This window comes from Pseudomonas sp. PDM01 (assembly GCF_014852325.1).
Classification (GTDB): Bacteria; Pseudomonadota; Gammaproteobacteria; order Pseudomonadales; family Pseudomonadaceae; genus Aquipseudomonas; species Aquipseudomonas migulae.
On record NZ_JACVBK010000001.1, the window covers coordinates 742851 to 757839 of the forward strand.

14 protein-coding genes are annotated in these 14989 nt (G+C 60.5%); 13 read left to right on the forward strand and 1 reads right to left on the reverse strand.

What is annotated here, in order from left to right; translation table 11 throughout:
- Window positions 1–8: 8 nt before the first annotated feature.
- The 3 genes from IB246_RS03400 to IB246_RS03410 all read left to right on the forward strand — a co-directional run bounded on the left by IB246_RS03400 (window position 9) and on the right by IB246_RS03410 (window position 2945).
- Complete coding sequence (locus IB246_RS03400) at window positions 9–1121, forward strand: succinylglutamate desuccinylase/aspartoacylase family protein (RefSeq protein ID WP_008041554.1); 1113 nt, start codon at window positions 9–11, stop codon at window positions 1119–1121.
- Window positions 1122–1139: 18 nt separating this feature from the next.
- Window positions 1140–1904 carry an ABC transporter ATP-binding protein gene (locus IB246_RS03405; protein ID WP_008026415.1) on the forward strand — a complete coding sequence of 255 codons (765 nt, stop codon included), beginning with the start codon at window positions 1140–1142 and terminating at the stop codon, window positions 1902–1904.
- A gap of 120 nt (window positions 1905–2024) precedes the next feature.
- On the forward strand, window positions 2025–2945 hold the full coding sequence (locus tag IB246_RS03410; protein ID WP_008041565.1) for a MurR/RpiR family transcriptional regulator: 921 nt from the start codon (window positions 2025–2027) through the stop codon (window positions 2943–2945).
- 12 nt (window positions 2946–2957) lie between these two features.
- Here the strand turns inward: IB246_RS03410 and IB246_RS03415 are convergent, their stop codons facing one another.
- The gene (locus IB246_RS03415) at window positions 2958–3878 is read right to left on the reverse strand and encodes a helix-turn-helix domain-containing protein (RefSeq protein WP_008041567.1); all 921 of its coding nucleotides are present in this window, start codon (window positions 3876–3878) and stop codon (window positions 2958–2960) included.
- Between the two features lie 161 nt (window positions 3879–4039).
- Between IB246_RS03415 and IB246_RS03420 the strand changes: the two genes are divergently transcribed.
- The 10 genes from IB246_RS03420 to IB246_RS03465 all read left to right on the forward strand — a co-directional run bounded on the left by IB246_RS03420 (window position 4040) and on the right by IB246_RS03465 (window position 14954).
- Window positions 4040–5398 carry a glutamine synthetase family protein gene (locus tag IB246_RS03420; RefSeq protein WP_008041569.1) on the forward strand — a complete coding sequence of 453 codons (1359 nt, stop codon included), beginning with the start codon at window positions 4040–4042 and terminating at the stop codon, window positions 5396–5398.
- A gap of 155 nt (window positions 5399–5553) precedes the next feature.
- Window positions 5554–6642: a polyamine ABC transporter substrate-binding protein gene (locus tag IB246_RS03425; RefSeq protein WP_008041571.1), complete on the forward strand. Its 1089-nt coding sequence runs from the start codon at window positions 5554–5556 to the stop codon at window positions 6640–6642.
- Complete coding sequence (locus IB246_RS03430) at window positions 6639–7940, forward strand: NAD(P)/FAD-dependent oxidoreductase (protein ID WP_008041573.1); 1302 nt, start codon at window positions 6639–6641, stop codon at window positions 7938–7940. The genes IB246_RS03425 and IB246_RS03430 overlap by 4 nt, the downstream gene beginning before the upstream one ends.
- Before the next feature lie 661 nt (window positions 7941–8601).
- Window positions 8602–9198: a paraquat-inducible protein A gene (locus IB246_RS03435; RefSeq protein ID WP_008038429.1), complete on the forward strand. Its 597-nt coding sequence runs from the start codon at window positions 8602–8604 to the stop codon at window positions 9196–9198.
- Window positions 9195–9845 (forward strand): paraquat-inducible protein A, encoded by a 651-nt coding sequence (locus IB246_RS03440; RefSeq protein ID WP_008038428.1) that lies wholly within the window; start codon window positions 9195–9197, stop codon window positions 9843–9845. Before IB246_RS03435 ends, IB246_RS03440 begins: the two co-directional genes overlap by 4 nt.
- On the forward strand, window positions 9826–11481 hold the full coding sequence (locus IB246_RS03445; protein ID WP_008038427.1) for an intermembrane transport protein PqiB: 1656 nt from the start codon (window positions 9826–9828) through the stop codon (window positions 11479–11481). The genes IB246_RS03440 and IB246_RS03445 overlap by 20 nt, the downstream gene beginning before the upstream one ends.
- A 17-nt stretch (window positions 11482–11498) precedes the next feature.
- Window positions 11499–12059: a membrane integrity-associated transporter subunit PqiC gene (locus IB246_RS03450; protein WP_008038426.1), complete on the forward strand. Its 561-nt coding sequence runs from the start codon at window positions 11499–11501 to the stop codon at window positions 12057–12059.
- A gap of 79 nt (window positions 12060–12138) precedes the next feature.
- Window positions 12139–13383 carry an MFS transporter gene (locus IB246_RS03455; protein ID WP_008038425.1) on the forward strand — a complete coding sequence of 415 codons (1245 nt, stop codon included), beginning with the start codon at window positions 12139–12141 and terminating at the stop codon, window positions 13381–13383.
- Window positions 13384–13460: 77 nt separating this feature from the next.
- Window positions 13461–13976, forward strand: coding sequence for a sigma-70 family RNA polymerase sigma factor (locus IB246_RS03460; RefSeq protein WP_008026436.1), 516 nt, complete (start codon window positions 13461–13463; stop codon window positions 13974–13976).
- Complete coding sequence (locus tag IB246_RS03465) at window positions 13977–14954, forward strand: FecR domain-containing protein (protein WP_008038424.1); 978 nt, start codon at window positions 13977–13979, stop codon at window positions 14952–14954.
- Window positions 14955–14989 lie beyond the last annotated feature (35 nt).

The following is a 14989-nucleotide window of genomic DNA, read 5'->3' on the forward strand; positions in this document are numbered from 1 at the left end:
GAGCTGTTATGGAGCACATTGAATACCTGTTGCCGTGGAGTGCTTCGGGCACCGAGCGGCGCCTGTCACTGTTTCGCTTTGGCAGCGGGCCGCGCAAGGCTTACATCCAGGCCTCCCTGCATGCCGACGAGTTGCCGGGGATGCGCGTGGCGGTGGAACTCAAACGTCGTCTGCGAGTGCTGGAAGATCAAGGTCGCCTGAACGGGGTCGTCGAGTTGGTGCCGATGTCCAACCCCATCGGCATCGCCCAGATGTTCCAGGCTACCCACCAAGGTCGCTTCGAGTTCTCCAGCGGCAAGAATTTCAATCGTGATTTTCCCGAGTTGACCGAAGCCGTGGCCGCATTGGTGAAAGGCCAACTGGGCACCGACGCCGACGTCAACACCGCGCTGATCCGTCGCGCCATGGCCGATGTCCTCGCCGACATACCGCCAGCCACTTCGGAACTCGATGGCCTGCGTCGCCTGCTGTTGCGGCATGCGTGTGACGCCGACGTGGTGCTGGACCTGCACTGCGACTTCGAGTCGATCATGCTGCTTTATGCCATGCCACAACACTGGCCACGCTTGCGCTCATTGGCCGCACGCCTGGGCGCCGGTGCCGCCCTGCTGGCCGAAGATGCTGGCGGCAGCGCCTTCGATGAAGCCTGTGCGATTCCTTGGTTACGCCTGGCCGAGCTGTTTCCCGAAGCGGCCATCCCGATGGCGTGCGTGGCCACGACCATCGAATTGCGTGGCATGGCCGACACCGAGCGCGAGCAATGTGTCGACAGCGCCGAGGCCATTCTCGGCTATCTCGCCGAACAAGGCCTGATCAGCGGTGACTGGCCCCAGGCCCCGATATCCGCTTGTGAAGCAACGCCATTCGCCGGGACGCAATACGCCTACGCGCCGCACCCTGGTGTGGTGAGTTTCCTGCAACCGCTGGGCGCCCGGGTCAAGGTTGGCGATCCACTGTTTGAAGTGCTTGATCCGCTGAACGATCGCCACAGCATCGTGCGCGCCAGCACCGACGGCATCCTTTATGCCCGCGAACGTCTGCGTTTTGCCCAACCCGGTTTGTGGCTGGCCAAAGTCGCCGGCACCCGCCTGATTCGCCAGGGCCGCTTACTCAGCGACTGACACCAGAGAGTGAACAGAATGTACAAACTTGAAATCCAGAACCTGCACAAAAGCTACGGCACCCACGAAGTGCTCAAGGGCGTATCCCTGGAAGCGAAAGCGGGCGACGTCATCAGCATCATCGGTTCCAGCGGCTCAGGCAAAAGCACCTTCCTGCGCTGCATCAACCTGCTGGAACAGCCGAACGCGGGCAATATCGTGCTCAATGGCGAGCAGCTCAAACTGGTGAACAACAAACTCGGTGGCCTGAAGGCTGCCGAACCCCGGCAGTTGCAGCGCATGCGTTCGCGACTGTCGATGGTGTTTCAGCACTTCAATCTCTGGTCGCACATGAGTGCCCTTGAAAACGTCATGGAAGCCCCGGTGCATGTGCAGGGGCTGGGCAAGAAAGAAGCGCGGGAAAAGGCCGAACATTACTTGAACAAAGTCGGCGTGGCGCACCGCATGAACGCGTGGCCGGCGCATATGTCGGGTGGCGAGCAGCAGCGCGTGGCGATCGCACGTGCGTTGGCCATGGAACCGGAAGTGATGCTGTTTGATGAACCGACGTCGGCACTCGACCCCGAGCTGGTCGGCGAAGTGCTGAAGGTCATGCAGGACCTCGCTCAGGAAGGCCGCACCATGGTGGTGGTGACCCACGAAATGGGTTTTGCCCGGGAAGTCTCCAATCAACTGGTGTTCCTGCATAAGGGCTTGGTCGAAGAGCGCGGTGACCCACGTGAGGTGCTGGTAAAACCACAGTCCGAACGGCTGCAACAGTTTTTGGCCGGCAGCTTGAAGTAATCCGCGCGTTTGCATCACCGACCCTCGCCCTTGCGCTGCACGTCGAGGGTCGGCTTCGGATACACTCGCGCCAACCTCATGCCAGGCCTTCTCTAATTCTCAGGAAATGTTGAGCCGGATATGCCGACCCCATCGAAAGACACCACGGTCTATGCCGCGCCGGTCATGCGCAAACTGGCGGAAACCGTTTCCGAATTGCCACCGTCACTGCGCAAGGTGGCCGACTTCATTCTGCGCCACCCGCTGAAGGCGGCGACGCTGACCATTGAAGAGATGGCTCACGTCACGTCCACCTCACCCGCAGCGGTAAACCGCCTGGCCAAAGCCCTGAACCTCGGCGGCTACACCGGCATGAAGGCCGAGCTGGTGGCGACGTTGCAGCAAATGGTCTCGCCCGTCGACAAGCTGCGCAACGAACTGGCGCATCGCCCCGACGGCGCGTTTGGGCTGCAGGAACAAATCCAGAGCGCCACCAGTAACCTGGCGACGGCGGCGACCAACAACCATGAAGACACGTTTGAAGCGTTCGTCACCAGCCTGATCAACGCACGCAAAATCTACATTCTGGGGTTTGGCAACAGCGTCTACTTTGCCGGCCTCGCCGCCTCGACGCTGATGCCGTTCTGTGCGGACGCCACCGCGATCAGCATGGAGGGCGGTAACGAAAACGCCGCTTACCGTCTGGCCGCCATTACCGACCAGGACGTCCTGCTGGCGATTGCCCTGCCGCGTTACTCGCTCGACACCCTGCAACTCGCCCGTTTCGCCCATGAGCGCGGGGCCAAGGTGCTGGCAATCACCGATTCGCCTGCGTCGCCGCTGACCAGCGTTGCCGATCACGTCCTGTTCGCCCCGGCCGATCACCCGGTCATGACCAGTTCCAACATCGCCGTACTCGCCTTGATCGAAGGGTTGGTCGCAGGGGTGATGGCGCGCAACAAGGAAGCCGTCAAACTGGCGACCGAGTTGACCGAAAGCGTCATGGCTTACCTGCACATCCCCGGCAGCACTAAATCGCCCAAAGCAACCAAGCCACGCTGAGCAGTGATCGGTTCAGCGGCTCGATGCCCGGCCGGTTTTACGCGCGAGGGTCTGACTGGGAAGCTCTTTGAACAACGCACGGTAGCTGCTGGAAAACCGCCCCAAATGCCAGAACGACCACTGCATCGCCACTTCGGCTACGGTGGTTTCCAAGGACGAGCGATTGAGCAGTTCGCGGTGCGCGCTGTTGAGTCGGCGCAGACGCAGCCAATGAGTCGGTGTCATGCCGGTGTACGCCTTGAACGCGTGCTGCAACTGACGCAATGACACCCCGGCAACCCGGGAAAGCTCCAGCAGGTTCAGGGTTTCTTCCGGGGAATCGGCCGCCCATTCACCAATGCGCTTCATCACCGCCCGCTCTTCAGCGCGGCGCTGCAAACCGCCGCGATCCAGGCAGACCGAGGCGTTGTCGAGGATGTACAGACAGTCTTCCAGCAACTGCTGGGTCAAGGCCTCTTTGCTCGGCGGATCAAGGGTTTGCGCCAACCGGGTCAACGTCCCGCTCAGCCAGCGACTGAACAGCGCGTTCTGCCCCGAATTCAGCGGTGCCATGAACAATCCTTCGAGCCTGGCGACATTCAGACCGTGACGCCGAACGAACTCCGGCCCGAACACCACGGCGATTTCCTGGTAGTTCTCCGGCGTGATCCAGATGTTGCGGCTTTCTTCATTCAGCACGTACAGCGCGTTGTCACTGCGATCGAAACAGAACGCCAGTGCACCTTCGGGCGCGCTGAAATTCTGCTCGACCCGGGTGTTCATGTGTTCTTCGTAAATCTCGACGCCCTGGAGGTCGAGGTAACGCACCCGCCCGGCGAAATGCCCCGGCGACATCTGCTGGTAATGCTGGACCCAACCGGGTGTGGCGCGGATTTGCTCGGCGACATCGGCGGTATCGAACGCTTGGACCTGTAATGGATTGCACGCTGTCATGGGTGACCTTACGCACTCGTTTGGTGCGTTTTGGTGCTGCTGAAAGTGGATAGATGGAACGTCAAGGCTCGCCCAAGATAGTCGTCAACGCGTCCCAGGGGAAGTGTGTGGCGGATGAAACCACCCTCCCCGGCGTTAATAAAACCAATAACGAGGTCTTTATGAATGTCCCTTTCGATCAGCTGCTCACGTGGCTGAAAGATCACAAGATTACCGAAGTCGAGTGTGTCGTCAGCGACCTGACCGGCATTGCACGCGGCAAAATTGCGCCCACCAACAAGTTCCTGCATGAGCGAGGCATGCGCCTGCCGGAAAGTGTGCTGTTGCAAACGGTAACCGGGGACTTTGTCGACGACGACATCTACTACGACCTGCTCGACCCGGCCGACATCGACATGGTGTGCAAGCCGGTTTCCGATGCGGTGTACGTGATCCCATGGGCCATCGAGCCCACCGCAATCGTGATCCACGACACCTTCGACAAGTTCGGCAACCCGATTGAACTGTCGCCGCGCAACGTGCTGAAGAAAGTCTTGCAGTTGTACACCGACAAAGGCTGGAAGCCGATTGTCGCGCCGGAAATGGAGTTTTACCTGACCCAGCGCTGCGAAGACCCGGACTTGCCGCTCAAGGCGCCGATGGGCCGTTCGGGCCGTGCGGAAAGTGGGCGTCAGTCGTTTTCCATCGACGCCGCCAACGAATTCGACCCGCTGTTTGAAGACGTTTACGACTGGTGCGAATTACAGGGCCTGGACCTCGACACGCTGATCCACGAAGACGGCCCGGCGCAGATGGAAATCAACTTCCGTCATGGCGACGCGCTGGACCTGGCCGACCAGATCACGGTGTTCAAACGCACCATGCGTGAAGCCGCGCTCAAGCACAATGTTGCGGCGACGTTCATGGCCAAGCCGATTGGCGACGAGCCGGGCAGCGCCATGCACATTCATCAGAGTGTGGTGGACATCGCCACCGGCCAGCCGATCTTCGCCAATGCGGACGGGCAGATGAGCGAGCTGTTCCTGCATTACATCGGCGGCCTGCAGAAATACATCCCCAAAGTGCTGCCGATGTTCGCGCCCAACGTGAACTCGTTCCGCCGTTTCCTGCCGGACACCTCGGCGCCGGTGAACGTTGAATGGGGCGAAGAAAACCGCACCGTGGGCCTGCGTGTGCCGACCTCCAGCCCCGAGGCGATGCGCGTGGAAAACCGCTTGCCCGGCGCCGATGCCAACCCGTATCTGGCCATCGCCGCCAGCCTGCTGTGCGGTTACCTCGGCATGGTCGAACGCATCGAGCCGAGCGCTGCGGTACAGGGCCGGGCCGACGAACGGCGCAACCTGCGCCTGCCGATCACCATCGAAGACGCGCTGACGCAGATGGAAGAATGCGAAACCATCGAGCGTTATCTGGGCAGCAAGTTTGTCCGCGGTTATGTCGCGGTCAAGCGAGCGGAGCACGAGAACTTCAAACGGGTGATCAGCTCGTGGGAGCGGGAGTTTTTGTTGCTCAGCGTCTGAGCCCTACACACATCCCCTGTGGGAGTGAGCCTGCTCGCGATGGCGTCAGCACAGCCAACCTCTGTATCGATTGGCCCACCGCTATCGCCAGCAGGCTGGCTCCCACAGGAATAGCGAAACACCTGAATAACCCGATAAATCCAAGAGGTGTCGATATGCGTCTATTGAAATCCGTGGTCCCGGTCGCGCTGGCCCTGCTGTTCAGCGCTGTTGCTCAGGCTCAACCACAGGTCAGCGTCTACAACTGGACCGATTACATCGGCGAAACCACCCTCGCCGACTTCCAGGCCAAATCCGGAATCAAGGTGATCTACGACGTTTTCGACTCCAACGAAACCCTGGAGGGCAAACTGCTCGCCGGTCGTACCGGGTATGACGTGGTGGTGCCGTCCAACCACTTCCTCGCGCGCCAGGTGAAGGCCGGCGCGTTCCTCAAACTGGATCGCGCACAGCTGCCAAACTTCAAGAACCTCGACCCGAAACTGCTGGCGCTACTGGAGAAAAACGATCCGGGTAACGAGCATTCGGTGCCTTACCTGTGGGGCACCAATGGCATCGGCTACAACGTCGACAAGGTCAAGCAAGTGCTGGGCATCGATCGCATCGACTCCTGGGCCGTGCTGTTCGAACCGGAAAATATCAAGAAGCTCAGCCAGTGTGGCGTGTCGATGATGGACTCGGCGGATGAAGTCTTCCCCGCGATCCTCAACTACATGGGCATGGACCCGCGCAGCGAAAATCCCGAGGACTACAAGAAGGCCGAAGCCAAGTTGCTGAGCATCCGGCCTTACATCACTTACTTCCACTCATCCAAGTACGTGTCGGACCTGGCCAACGGCGACATCTGCGTGGCGTTCGGTTATTCCGGCGACGTGTTCCAGGCCGCCAACCGCGCCAAGGAAGCCAAGAACGGCGTGAACATCGCCTATGCGATTCCGAAGGAAGGCAGCAACCTGTGGTTCGATTTGCTGGCGATTCCTGCCGACGCCAGCAACACGAAAGAGGCGCACGCCTTCATCAACTACCTGCTCGACCCACAAGTGATCGCCAAGGTCAGCGCCTCGGTCGGCTACGCCAACCCCAACCCGGCCGCCAAGCAATTCATGGACCCTGAGTTGGTGAACAATCCCGAGGTTTACCCGCCTCAGGAAGTGCTCGACAAACTCTACATCTCGACCACCCCGCCCCAGGCGATCATGCGGTTGATGACCCGTTCCTGGAGCAAAGTGAAGTCCAACAAATGAATCAGTACAACCACGAACATGCGCGCTCCTATTACGCGGCATCGGCCCATACGCTGACGCCCTTCCCTGCGCTGGAAGAGGACCTTGTCGCCGATGTCTGCGTGATCGGCGGCGGGTTTACCGGGGTCAACACGGCCATCGAACTGGCTCAGCGCGGGCTCTCGGTGATTTTGCTGGAAGCCCGGCGGATCGGCTGGGGCGCCAGCGGGCGCAACGGCGGTCAGTTGATCCGCGGCATTGGCCATGACGTCAGCGGTTTCGCCCGGCATGTCGGCGTAGAAGGCGTGCGTTACCTGGAACGCGCGGGGACCGAATCGGTCGAGCTGGTGGGCAAGCGCATCCGCGAGCACGGCATCGATTGCGACCTGCGCTGGGGTTTTTGCGAACTGGCCAACACCAAGGCACAGTTCGCGGCGTTCAAGGCTGAGCAAGAAGGCCTTGTCGAGTCGGGTTACGCCCATGAAACGCGCTTGGTCGGGCCGGAGCAGATCCGTGAACACGTAGTGAATTCAGGCGTGTATGCCGGTGGCCTGGTGGACATGGGCTCGGGGCACTTGCACCCGCTCAATCTGGTGCTCGGCGAAGCGCGACTGGCGCGATCGCTGGGGGTGCAGATCTTCGAACAGAGCCCGGTGCTGGAGTTGATTCATGGCAATACCGTGCAGGTGCGTTGTGCCGGGGGCACGGTGCGCGCCGGCAGCCTGGTGCTGGCGTGTAACGCGCATCTGGACGAACTCGAACCGAAGCTTAGCGGCAAGGTGCTTCCGGCGGGCAGCTACATCATCGCCACCGAGCCGTTGGCGCCTGACGTCGCAACGCAGTTGATCCCGCAGAACCTGGCACTGTGCGACCAGAAAGTCGGCCTGGATTACTACCGGCTTTCGGCGGACCGGCGTTTGCTGTTCGGCGGTGCCTGCCATTATTCCGGGCGTGATCCGGCAGACATCGCCGCCTACATGCGCCCGCAAATGCTCAAGGTGTTCCCGCAACTGGCCGATGTGCGCATTGATTATCAATGGGGCGGCAAGATTGGTATCACCGCCAATCGCTTCCCGCAGGTCGGGCGCTTGAGTCAGCATCCGAACGTGTTCTACGCGCAGGGTTATTCCGGTCACGGCCTGAACGTGACCCACTGGTGCGCCAAACTGCTGGGCGAAGCGATTCATGCCGGGCACAGCCAAGGCTTTGACGTATTCAGCGCCGTGCCCCACATGACCTTCCCCGGCGGCCCGAAACTGCGCTCACCGCTGCTGGCCCTCGGCATGTTCTGGTATCGCCTGCGCGAAATCCTCGGCTAAAACACCCACCCCTTGCTGGCGATGGCGCCCCCAAGATAACCGCAAACCTCAAGGCCCAATCGCCAGCAAGCCGGCTCCTACAATGGCCGTGCGCAGCCGATCCACCGGGTAAACACCAAACCCTGTAGGAGCCAGCTTGCTGGCGATGGCGTCCTCAAGATAATCGCAAGCCTCAAGGCCCAATCGCCGGCGAGCCGGCTCCTACAATGGCCGTGCGCAGCCGATCCACCGGGTCAACACCAACCCCTGTAGGAGCCAGCTTGCTGGCGATGGCGTCCTCAACATAACCGCAAGCCTCAAGGCCCAATCGCCAGCAAGCCGGCTCCTACAATATCCATGCGCAGCCGATCCACCGGGCAAACACTAAACCCTGTAGGAGCCGGCTTGCTGGCGATGGCGCCCTCAACATAACCGCAAACCTCAAGGCCCAATCGCCAGCAAGCCGGCTCCTACAATAACCGTGCGCAGCCGATCCACCGGGCAAACACTAAACCCTGTAGGAGCCGGCTTGCTGGCGATGGCGGCCGCAAGATCAGTGCAGGACTCGAGGCCCGATCACCAGCAAGTCAGCTTTAAGTCCGCCTTTTAATTTGCTCAATCGCAAGGCACTTCTATATTGAGGATGTGCTCTGACTTTCCTGCCTCCTGGCGAGTGCGGCCTATGGCTACGACTGACCAACTGATCATCTGCGAGCACTGCGACTGCGTGTATCAAAAAGTCACGCTCGCCAAACATCAGAAAACCCTCTGTACGCGCTGCGGCGGCGTGCTTCAGCGCTATAACGGCCTGACGGTGGAGCAGCGGCTGGCGCTGACCGTCACCGCGCTGATGCTGTGGATATTCGCCAATTTCTACCCGGTCATGAGCATCAGCCTGCAAGGCCTGAAAAACAGCGCGACGCTGTGGGATTCGGTACAGGCCCTGAGTCTGGGCCCGATTACCTTCATCGCGATGGTGGCGGCCATCGCCATGATCATCGCGCCGATTTTCCAGTTGCTGCTGCTCATCTGGGTCCTGAGTTTTGCCCTCGCCTCCCGTCGTTCGCCGGGTTTCAAATTCTGTATGCGCTGGCTGGAAACCTTGCGGCCCTGGAGCATGCTGGAAGTCTGCCTGCTGGGGGCGATGGTCGCGGTGATCAAGCTCGCCGGGTTGCTCGACGTCCTGCCTGGTATCGGCCTGTTCGCCCTGGCCATTCTCAGCCTGATGATGATCCGCATCGCCGGGCGCGATGTCCGTGAACTGTGGGATGTCTTATGACTACGCCACCAGTCGCCAGCGAACTCAACCTGTGTCTCTGCCACAGCTGCGGCCTGGCCTGTGACATGACCGGCGACCCCCACGAATGCGAACGCTGCGGTGCGCCGCTGCATCGGCGCAAAACCAACGCCCTGACCCGAACCTGGGCCTACTTGATCACGTCATTGGTGTTTTACATCCCGGCCAATGTGTTGCCGGTGATGAACACCAAAATGGTCGGCAGCGGCGCGGACAGCACAATCATGGGTGGTGTGCTGGATTTCTGGCAGCACGGCGCCTGGGACATCGCCCTGATCATTTTCATTGCCAGCATCGCGGTGCCGGGCATCAAGTTCGTCGCCCTGTCGTTATTGCTGGTGACCGTTCAGCGCGACAGTGATTGGGCGCGCAAGGAGCGCTCAAAAATGTACCGTTTCGTCGAGCTCATCGGATATTGGTCGATGCTCGACGTGATCGTGGTCGCCCTGGTGGCTTCGTTGGTGAAGTTCCAGGCGCTGGCCGATATCGAACCGCGCGCGGGCATTCTGTTTTTTGGTCTGGTGGTGGTGTTCACCATGCTGTCGGCGATGAGTTTCGACCCACGTCTGATCTGGGATCAGCAACATTCCGAAAACGAGGAGGTCATGGATGAAGTCTCAAGCCGCTGACGGGCCGCAAGCTCCCGGGCAGGCCCCCATCAAGACCCGCCGCTACAGCGTTTCATTGGTGTGGATCGTGCCGATTGTCGCGGTGCTGGTGGGTATTTCGCTGGTGGTTCACAGCATTTTGCAGGAAGGACCGACCATCACCGTCACGTTCAAGACCGGTAGCGGCCTGACCGCCAACAAGACCGAAGTCAAATACCGCAACGTGGTGATCGGGCATGTCTCCGACGTGGAACTGAGCGGCGACCAGAAAAGCGTCAACGCCACCATCAAACTGTCCAAGCAGGCGGAAAGTTTCACCCGCGAAGACTCGCAATTCTGGGTGGTACGGCCCCGCATCGGTGCTGGCGGCGTGTCGGGCATCGATACACTGCTGTCCGGGGACTACATTGGCGCCGACATCGGCCAGGCCAATGCCCGGTCGAAGAATTTCACCGGGCTGGAAAATCCGCCCCCCATTACCTATGGCGAACCCGGAAAGCGCTTTACGCTGCACACCCAGGACCTGGGCTCGCTCGACATTGGTTCTCCCGTCTACTACCGCAAAATTCCGGTCGGCCAAGTGGTCGCCTATGCCCTGGATGCAGACGGCAAAGGGGTAAACCTCGAAGTCTTCATCCATTCGCCCAACGATGCCTTCGTCACCGATAACACCCGGTTCTGGAATGCCAGCGGCATTGATGTCAACGTCGGCGCCAACGGTTTTTCGGTGAAGACCGAGTCGCTCTCGTCCATCTTGGTGGGCGGCATCGCGTTCAGGGCGCCGGAATACAGCCCCAACGATAAACCGGCGCTAGAGGACAAAGGCTTCGAGCTGTTCGAAGACCAGCAAACCGCCCTCGCCCCACCCAGCGGCAAGGCGCAGTTCCTGAGTTTGCGTTTCGACCAGGCATTGCGCGGGTTGAAAGTCGGTGCGCCGGTGGAGTTCCTTGGCATCGAGTTCGGCAGGGTTGTGTCGGTCAATCTGGATTTCGACCCGAAAAAACGCAGCTTTCCGGTCAACGTCGGCATCGTGATCTACCCGCAACGGCTTGGCCAGGCCCACGCCAGAATGCTTGAAGCGTTGAAGCATGACCCCAATGACGAAGCCGCCGGCGTACGGTTGATGGGCAGCTTCATCGAAAACGGTCTGCGGGCCCAGGCCCGCAGCGGCAATCTGTTGACCGGCCAGTTGTACATCGCACTCGACTTCTATCCCAAAGCGGAGAAAGTCGTGTTCGACCCGACCGCCCGCCCTGTCAGCATTCCCACTATTCCTGGCAGCCTCGAACAGTTGCAGGAAAAACTCGAAGGCATGGTCACCAAGATCAACCAACTGCCCATCGAGCGCATCGCCGGCAACCTCGACAGCAACCTCGTAGAGCTGCGCAAGGGCCTCGCGCAATTCAACGCCAAGACCCTGCCTGGCGTGCAAACCACCCTGGCAGACGTCAGCAAAACCCTGCAATCGGCCAGCTCGACCCTCGCCGAAGACTCGCCGCAACGCGAGCAATTGACCCAGACCCTGGAAGAACTCGGGCGCATGTCGCGCTCCCTGCGTGAGCTCTCGGATTACCTGGGCCGGCATCCAGAGTCGCTGATTCGCGGTCGTCCCAATAATGCAGCACCGACGGACCTACAGGGCCCACCGCGCAACTGACCACAGGAGCAACACCCATGGCTTTTCCGCTGAAGATTACCTTGGTCACTGCGTGTCTACTGCTCGCCGCCTGCCGCAGTGATCCGATTCAGTTCCACACCCTGACCCCGGCACAATTGAGCGGCACCGCACGAGGCAACGGTGGGGAAATCCAGATCGAAAGCCTCAGCGTACCGGCCCAGGTCGATCGTCCGCAGATCGTCATTCGTCAGGGCAACAGCGGCGTGGCAATTCTCGAAACCCAATGGTGGGCTGCGAGTCTGGTGGACGAGTTGCGCAGTGCTCTGGTGGATCAACTGGCCAGCAGCAGTCCGAAGCGAAGAGTGTCAGTACGCCTGGAGGTGCAACGCTTCGACTCGATTCCCGGGCAGTACGGTTTGATCGACGTCAAATGGCGCCTGCGCAATCCTGGCGAAGGAGATAACACGCTGATTACCTGCCGCAGCACCTTGCAGACGCCTTCAGGCCCCTCCATTGATGACTTGGTGGTGGCCCAGCAAAACAACGTCAAACGCCTGGCCGCGTTGATCAGCCAGGCAGCAACCACTGCGCAGCGAGGCTGTCCGTCTGCCAACTGACACCGATACAGAACGCCCGATATGGTTTTCCCTCGATGGCAAAGCACGTAGGATGCCGGCCAACCACCGAGGCTGACCGATGTTCCATTCAGGCACTTTTCAGGGTTCCAGCGTCAGAATCCTGATTTATCTTCTGTTCACGATCCAGCTCATCTCCATTGGTGCGATGGAAATGAGCGGCCCGTTCTGGCCGGTCTACCTGCGCGGGCTGACCACGTCGGTATCGCTGTTCAGTTTCGCCAGCATCGCCGTGTATGTCGGCCCGATGCTGGGCATCATGCTGACCAGTGCCTTCTGGGGGCGGATCGGCGACCGTTATGGTCACAAGTTGATGATGATTCGTGCCTTGGCCGGTTTGTCGTTGACTCAGTTGGGGTTGGCACTGTGCAGCGATATCTGGGTGATTCTGCTGCTGCGCTTCCTGCAAGGCGCCTTTGCCGGGTATATCGCGCCAGCCCAGGCTTACGGGGTCAGTATCGAGGCGCCCTCACGGCGGGCCCGCCTGTTTGCGATCCTGCAAATCTCCACCAACGTCGGCTCGTTGCTCGGCGCAGTGGTCGGCGGTCTGATTCTCGATTACGCGACTTTTTTCTGGATCAATCTCATCGCTTCGGCGCTCTGCGCGGTGTGCACCGTGGTGGCGGCCGTGACGTTGCCGGATGTGCCTCCCGTGAAAAAAACGCCGGTGGTGGATGCTGCGCCGCAGCCGGGTCGGGCACGCGGCGTGTGGCAGGGCTCGCCCCTGATGTCGCTGTTGGGCGTCATGGGCATTCTGCTGTTGGCGCGGATGCTGCCGCAGACATCATTTTCGTTGTACGTCAGCTCGGTGTTTGAGGTCGGCAATTCGGTCACGGGCCTGTGTTACGGCTTGCTGGCACTGGGCTTCATCCTTTCGGCGACACGCTGGGCGCGCTACTTCGAACACCGGACGCAACAGCAAACCCTGCAGCGAATGTCCTGGGTTGTCATTGGCTGCATCGGCCTGACCGGCGTCGCCGGCCTTACCCGAAACCCGGCCGTGTTTGTCATGGCCTACTTCCTGTGGGGCGTGCTGCTGGGCGCCACGACGCCGGTGCTGATGGCGCTGATTTCCAAAACGGTCGACAGTTCGCAACAGGGTTACGTACTGGGTGTGGCTCAGAGCACGGCGCAACTGGCCTCCATCGCAGGTATTTCCCTGGGCGGTTTGCTCAGTCAGGTCTACGGCCTGCAATACACCTATCTGATCGTTTGCCTCGCCTACGCAATGGCCTTGGTGCTCATTGTCGCCTTGCGTTATCGATCAGTACTGTTGCAACCGGACGAAGCGCCACGCTGCGACTGATCAGCCTCCCCCTTGCGCCGCAGGGGTGCAGTCACTTAGGATTGGGAATACTTCTCAATCGCTAAAAATTATCATCCATGAGCGATACCCTGCCCGCGACTCATCACAATCACCTGCGCGCGATCGAGGCTCTCTATACCGGCCATCACGGCTGGTTGTACGCCACGCTGCGCAAAAAACTGGGCAACGCCATGGATGCGGCGGACCTGGCGCAAGACACCTTCACACGCATACTGGCTTCCAGGGTCGCGGTCATTGAACAACCCCGGGCCTACCTGAGCTGTGTGGCCAAGGGCATTCTGGTCAATTGGTATCAGCGCAAGGCGCTTGAACGCGCCTATCTGGATGCCCTCGCGCTGTTGCCTGCCCCTGAAGCGCCCTCGCCCGAATTGCGTTTCATCGTGCTGGAAACCCTGCACGAAATCGACGCGATGCTCGACGCCCTGCCGCCGCTGGTCAAACGCGCATTCCTGCTGTCGCAGATCAGCGGGCTGAAATACGACGACATCGCCACGCAACTGGACGTGTCGCTGATCACCGTGAAGCGCTACATGAAACAGGCCTTCGTTCAATGCCTGATGCTGGTGGAATGAATGTCGACCTACGCCACGCCCACTCAGATTGATCCACAAGTACTCGATGAAGCGGCCGAGTGGCTGATGCGCATCAGCGAAGGCGACCTTGACGATGCCGAGCGCGCCGAGTGGGAATGCTGGCGTGTCAGCAGCCCTGAACGCAGCCGCGCCTGGGGCCGGGCCCAACTGCTGCAAAGCAAGCTGGGCGGCCTGCCCCCGTCATTGGCGATGTCGGCGCTGGATCGCCCGAGCAATCCCGAACGCCGCATGGCCCTCGGCAAACTGGCGATAATGCTGGCCGTGTTACCCGCCGGTTGGGGCAGTTGGAAGCTGGTCGAATCCCGACAATGGTCGGCCGACTACCGGACTGCCGTGGGCCAGCAACGCGAGTTGACGCTGGCCGATGGCTCGCGCATTACACTCAATACCGATTCGGCGATCGATGTGCTGTTCGACGCCCGTCAACGGCTGATCAATTTGCGTGAAGGTGAAATCCTGGTGCAGACCGCGCCGGATGTAGCCCCCCAGTCCCGACCGTTTCTGGTGACTACCCGTCAGGGGCGAATGCAGGCATTGGGCACGCGGTTTACGGTGCGCGAACTGCAAACCCGCACTCAGCTCGCAGTACTGGACGGCGCTGTCAGGGTTGAACTGCCTGGTGGCAACGGCGTAACGCCCTTGATCGTCAATGCCGGGCAACGCACCGACTTTTCATCGCAGGCTTTCGGCCTGTTGAACCCGGTGGACCGCTCCGTCAGCGCCTGGACCCAAGGCATGCTGATGGCCGACAACATGCGTCTGGCCGACTTCATCGCGGAACTGGCGCGTTATCGCAAAGGCTTCGTGCGTTGTGATCCGGCGATTGCCGATCTGCGCATTTCTGGCGCGTTCCCCATCAGCGATACCCAACGCACCTTGAACATGCTGGTGCAAACCTACCCGGTGCTCGCAACCGGCCACTTGAGCGGTTATTGGGTGACGCTCTCCCCCGCCTGAACCTCGCGCAAAAAAAAATGGCTGAGCGGGTGATA

Bases quoted from the DNA above. Each gene is read 5' to 3' on its own strand.
- IB246_RS03400 (WP_008041554.1), top strand. From the start codon at position 9: ATGGAGCACATTGAATACCTGTTGCCGTGGAGTGCTTCGGGCACCGAG.
- IB246_RS03405 (WP_008026415.1), top strand. From the start codon at position 1,140: ATGTACAAACTTGAAATCCAGAACCTGCACAAAAGCTACGGCACCCAC.
- IB246_RS03410 (WP_008041565.1), top strand. From the start codon at position 2,025: ATGCCGACCCCATCGAAAGACACCACGGTCTATGCCGCGCCGGTCATG.
- IB246_RS03415 (WP_008041567.1), bottom strand. From the start codon at position 3,878: ATGACAGCGTGCAATCCATTACAGGTCCAAGCGTTCGATACCGCCGAT.
- IB246_RS03420 (WP_008041569.1), top strand. From the start codon at position 4,040: ATGAATGTCCCTTTCGATCAGCTGCTCACGTGGCTGAAAGATCACAAG.
- IB246_RS03425 (WP_008041571.1), top strand. From the start codon at position 5,554: ATGCGTCTATTGAAATCCGTGGTCCCGGTCGCGCTGGCCCTGCTGTTC.
- IB246_RS03430 (WP_008041573.1), top strand. From the start codon at position 6,639: ATGAATCAGTACAACCACGAACATGCGCGCTCCTATTACGCGGCATCG.
- IB246_RS03435 (WP_008038429.1), top strand. From the start codon at position 8,602: ATGGCTACGACTGACCAACTGATCATCTGCGAGCACTGCGACTGCGTG.
- IB246_RS03440 (WP_008038428.1), top strand. From the start codon at position 9,195: ATGACTACGCCACCAGTCGCCAGCGAACTCAACCTGTGTCTCTGCCAC.
- IB246_RS03445 (WP_008038427.1), top strand. From the start codon at position 9,826: ATGAAGTCTCAAGCCGCTGACGGGCCGCAAGCTCCCGGGCAGGCCCCC.
- IB246_RS03450 (WP_008038426.1), top strand. From the start codon at position 11,499: ATGGCTTTTCCGCTGAAGATTACCTTGGTCACTGCGTGTCTACTGCTC.
- IB246_RS03455 (WP_008038425.1), top strand. From the start codon at position 12,139: ATGTTCCATTCAGGCACTTTTCAGGGTTCCAGCGTCAGAATCCTGATT.
- IB246_RS03460 (WP_008026436.1), top strand. From the start codon at position 13,461: ATGAGCGATACCCTGCCCGCGACTCATCACAATCACCTGCGCGCGATC.
- IB246_RS03465 (WP_008038424.1), top strand. From the start codon at position 13,977: ATGTCGACCTACGCCACGCCCACTCAGATTGATCCACAAGTACTCGAT.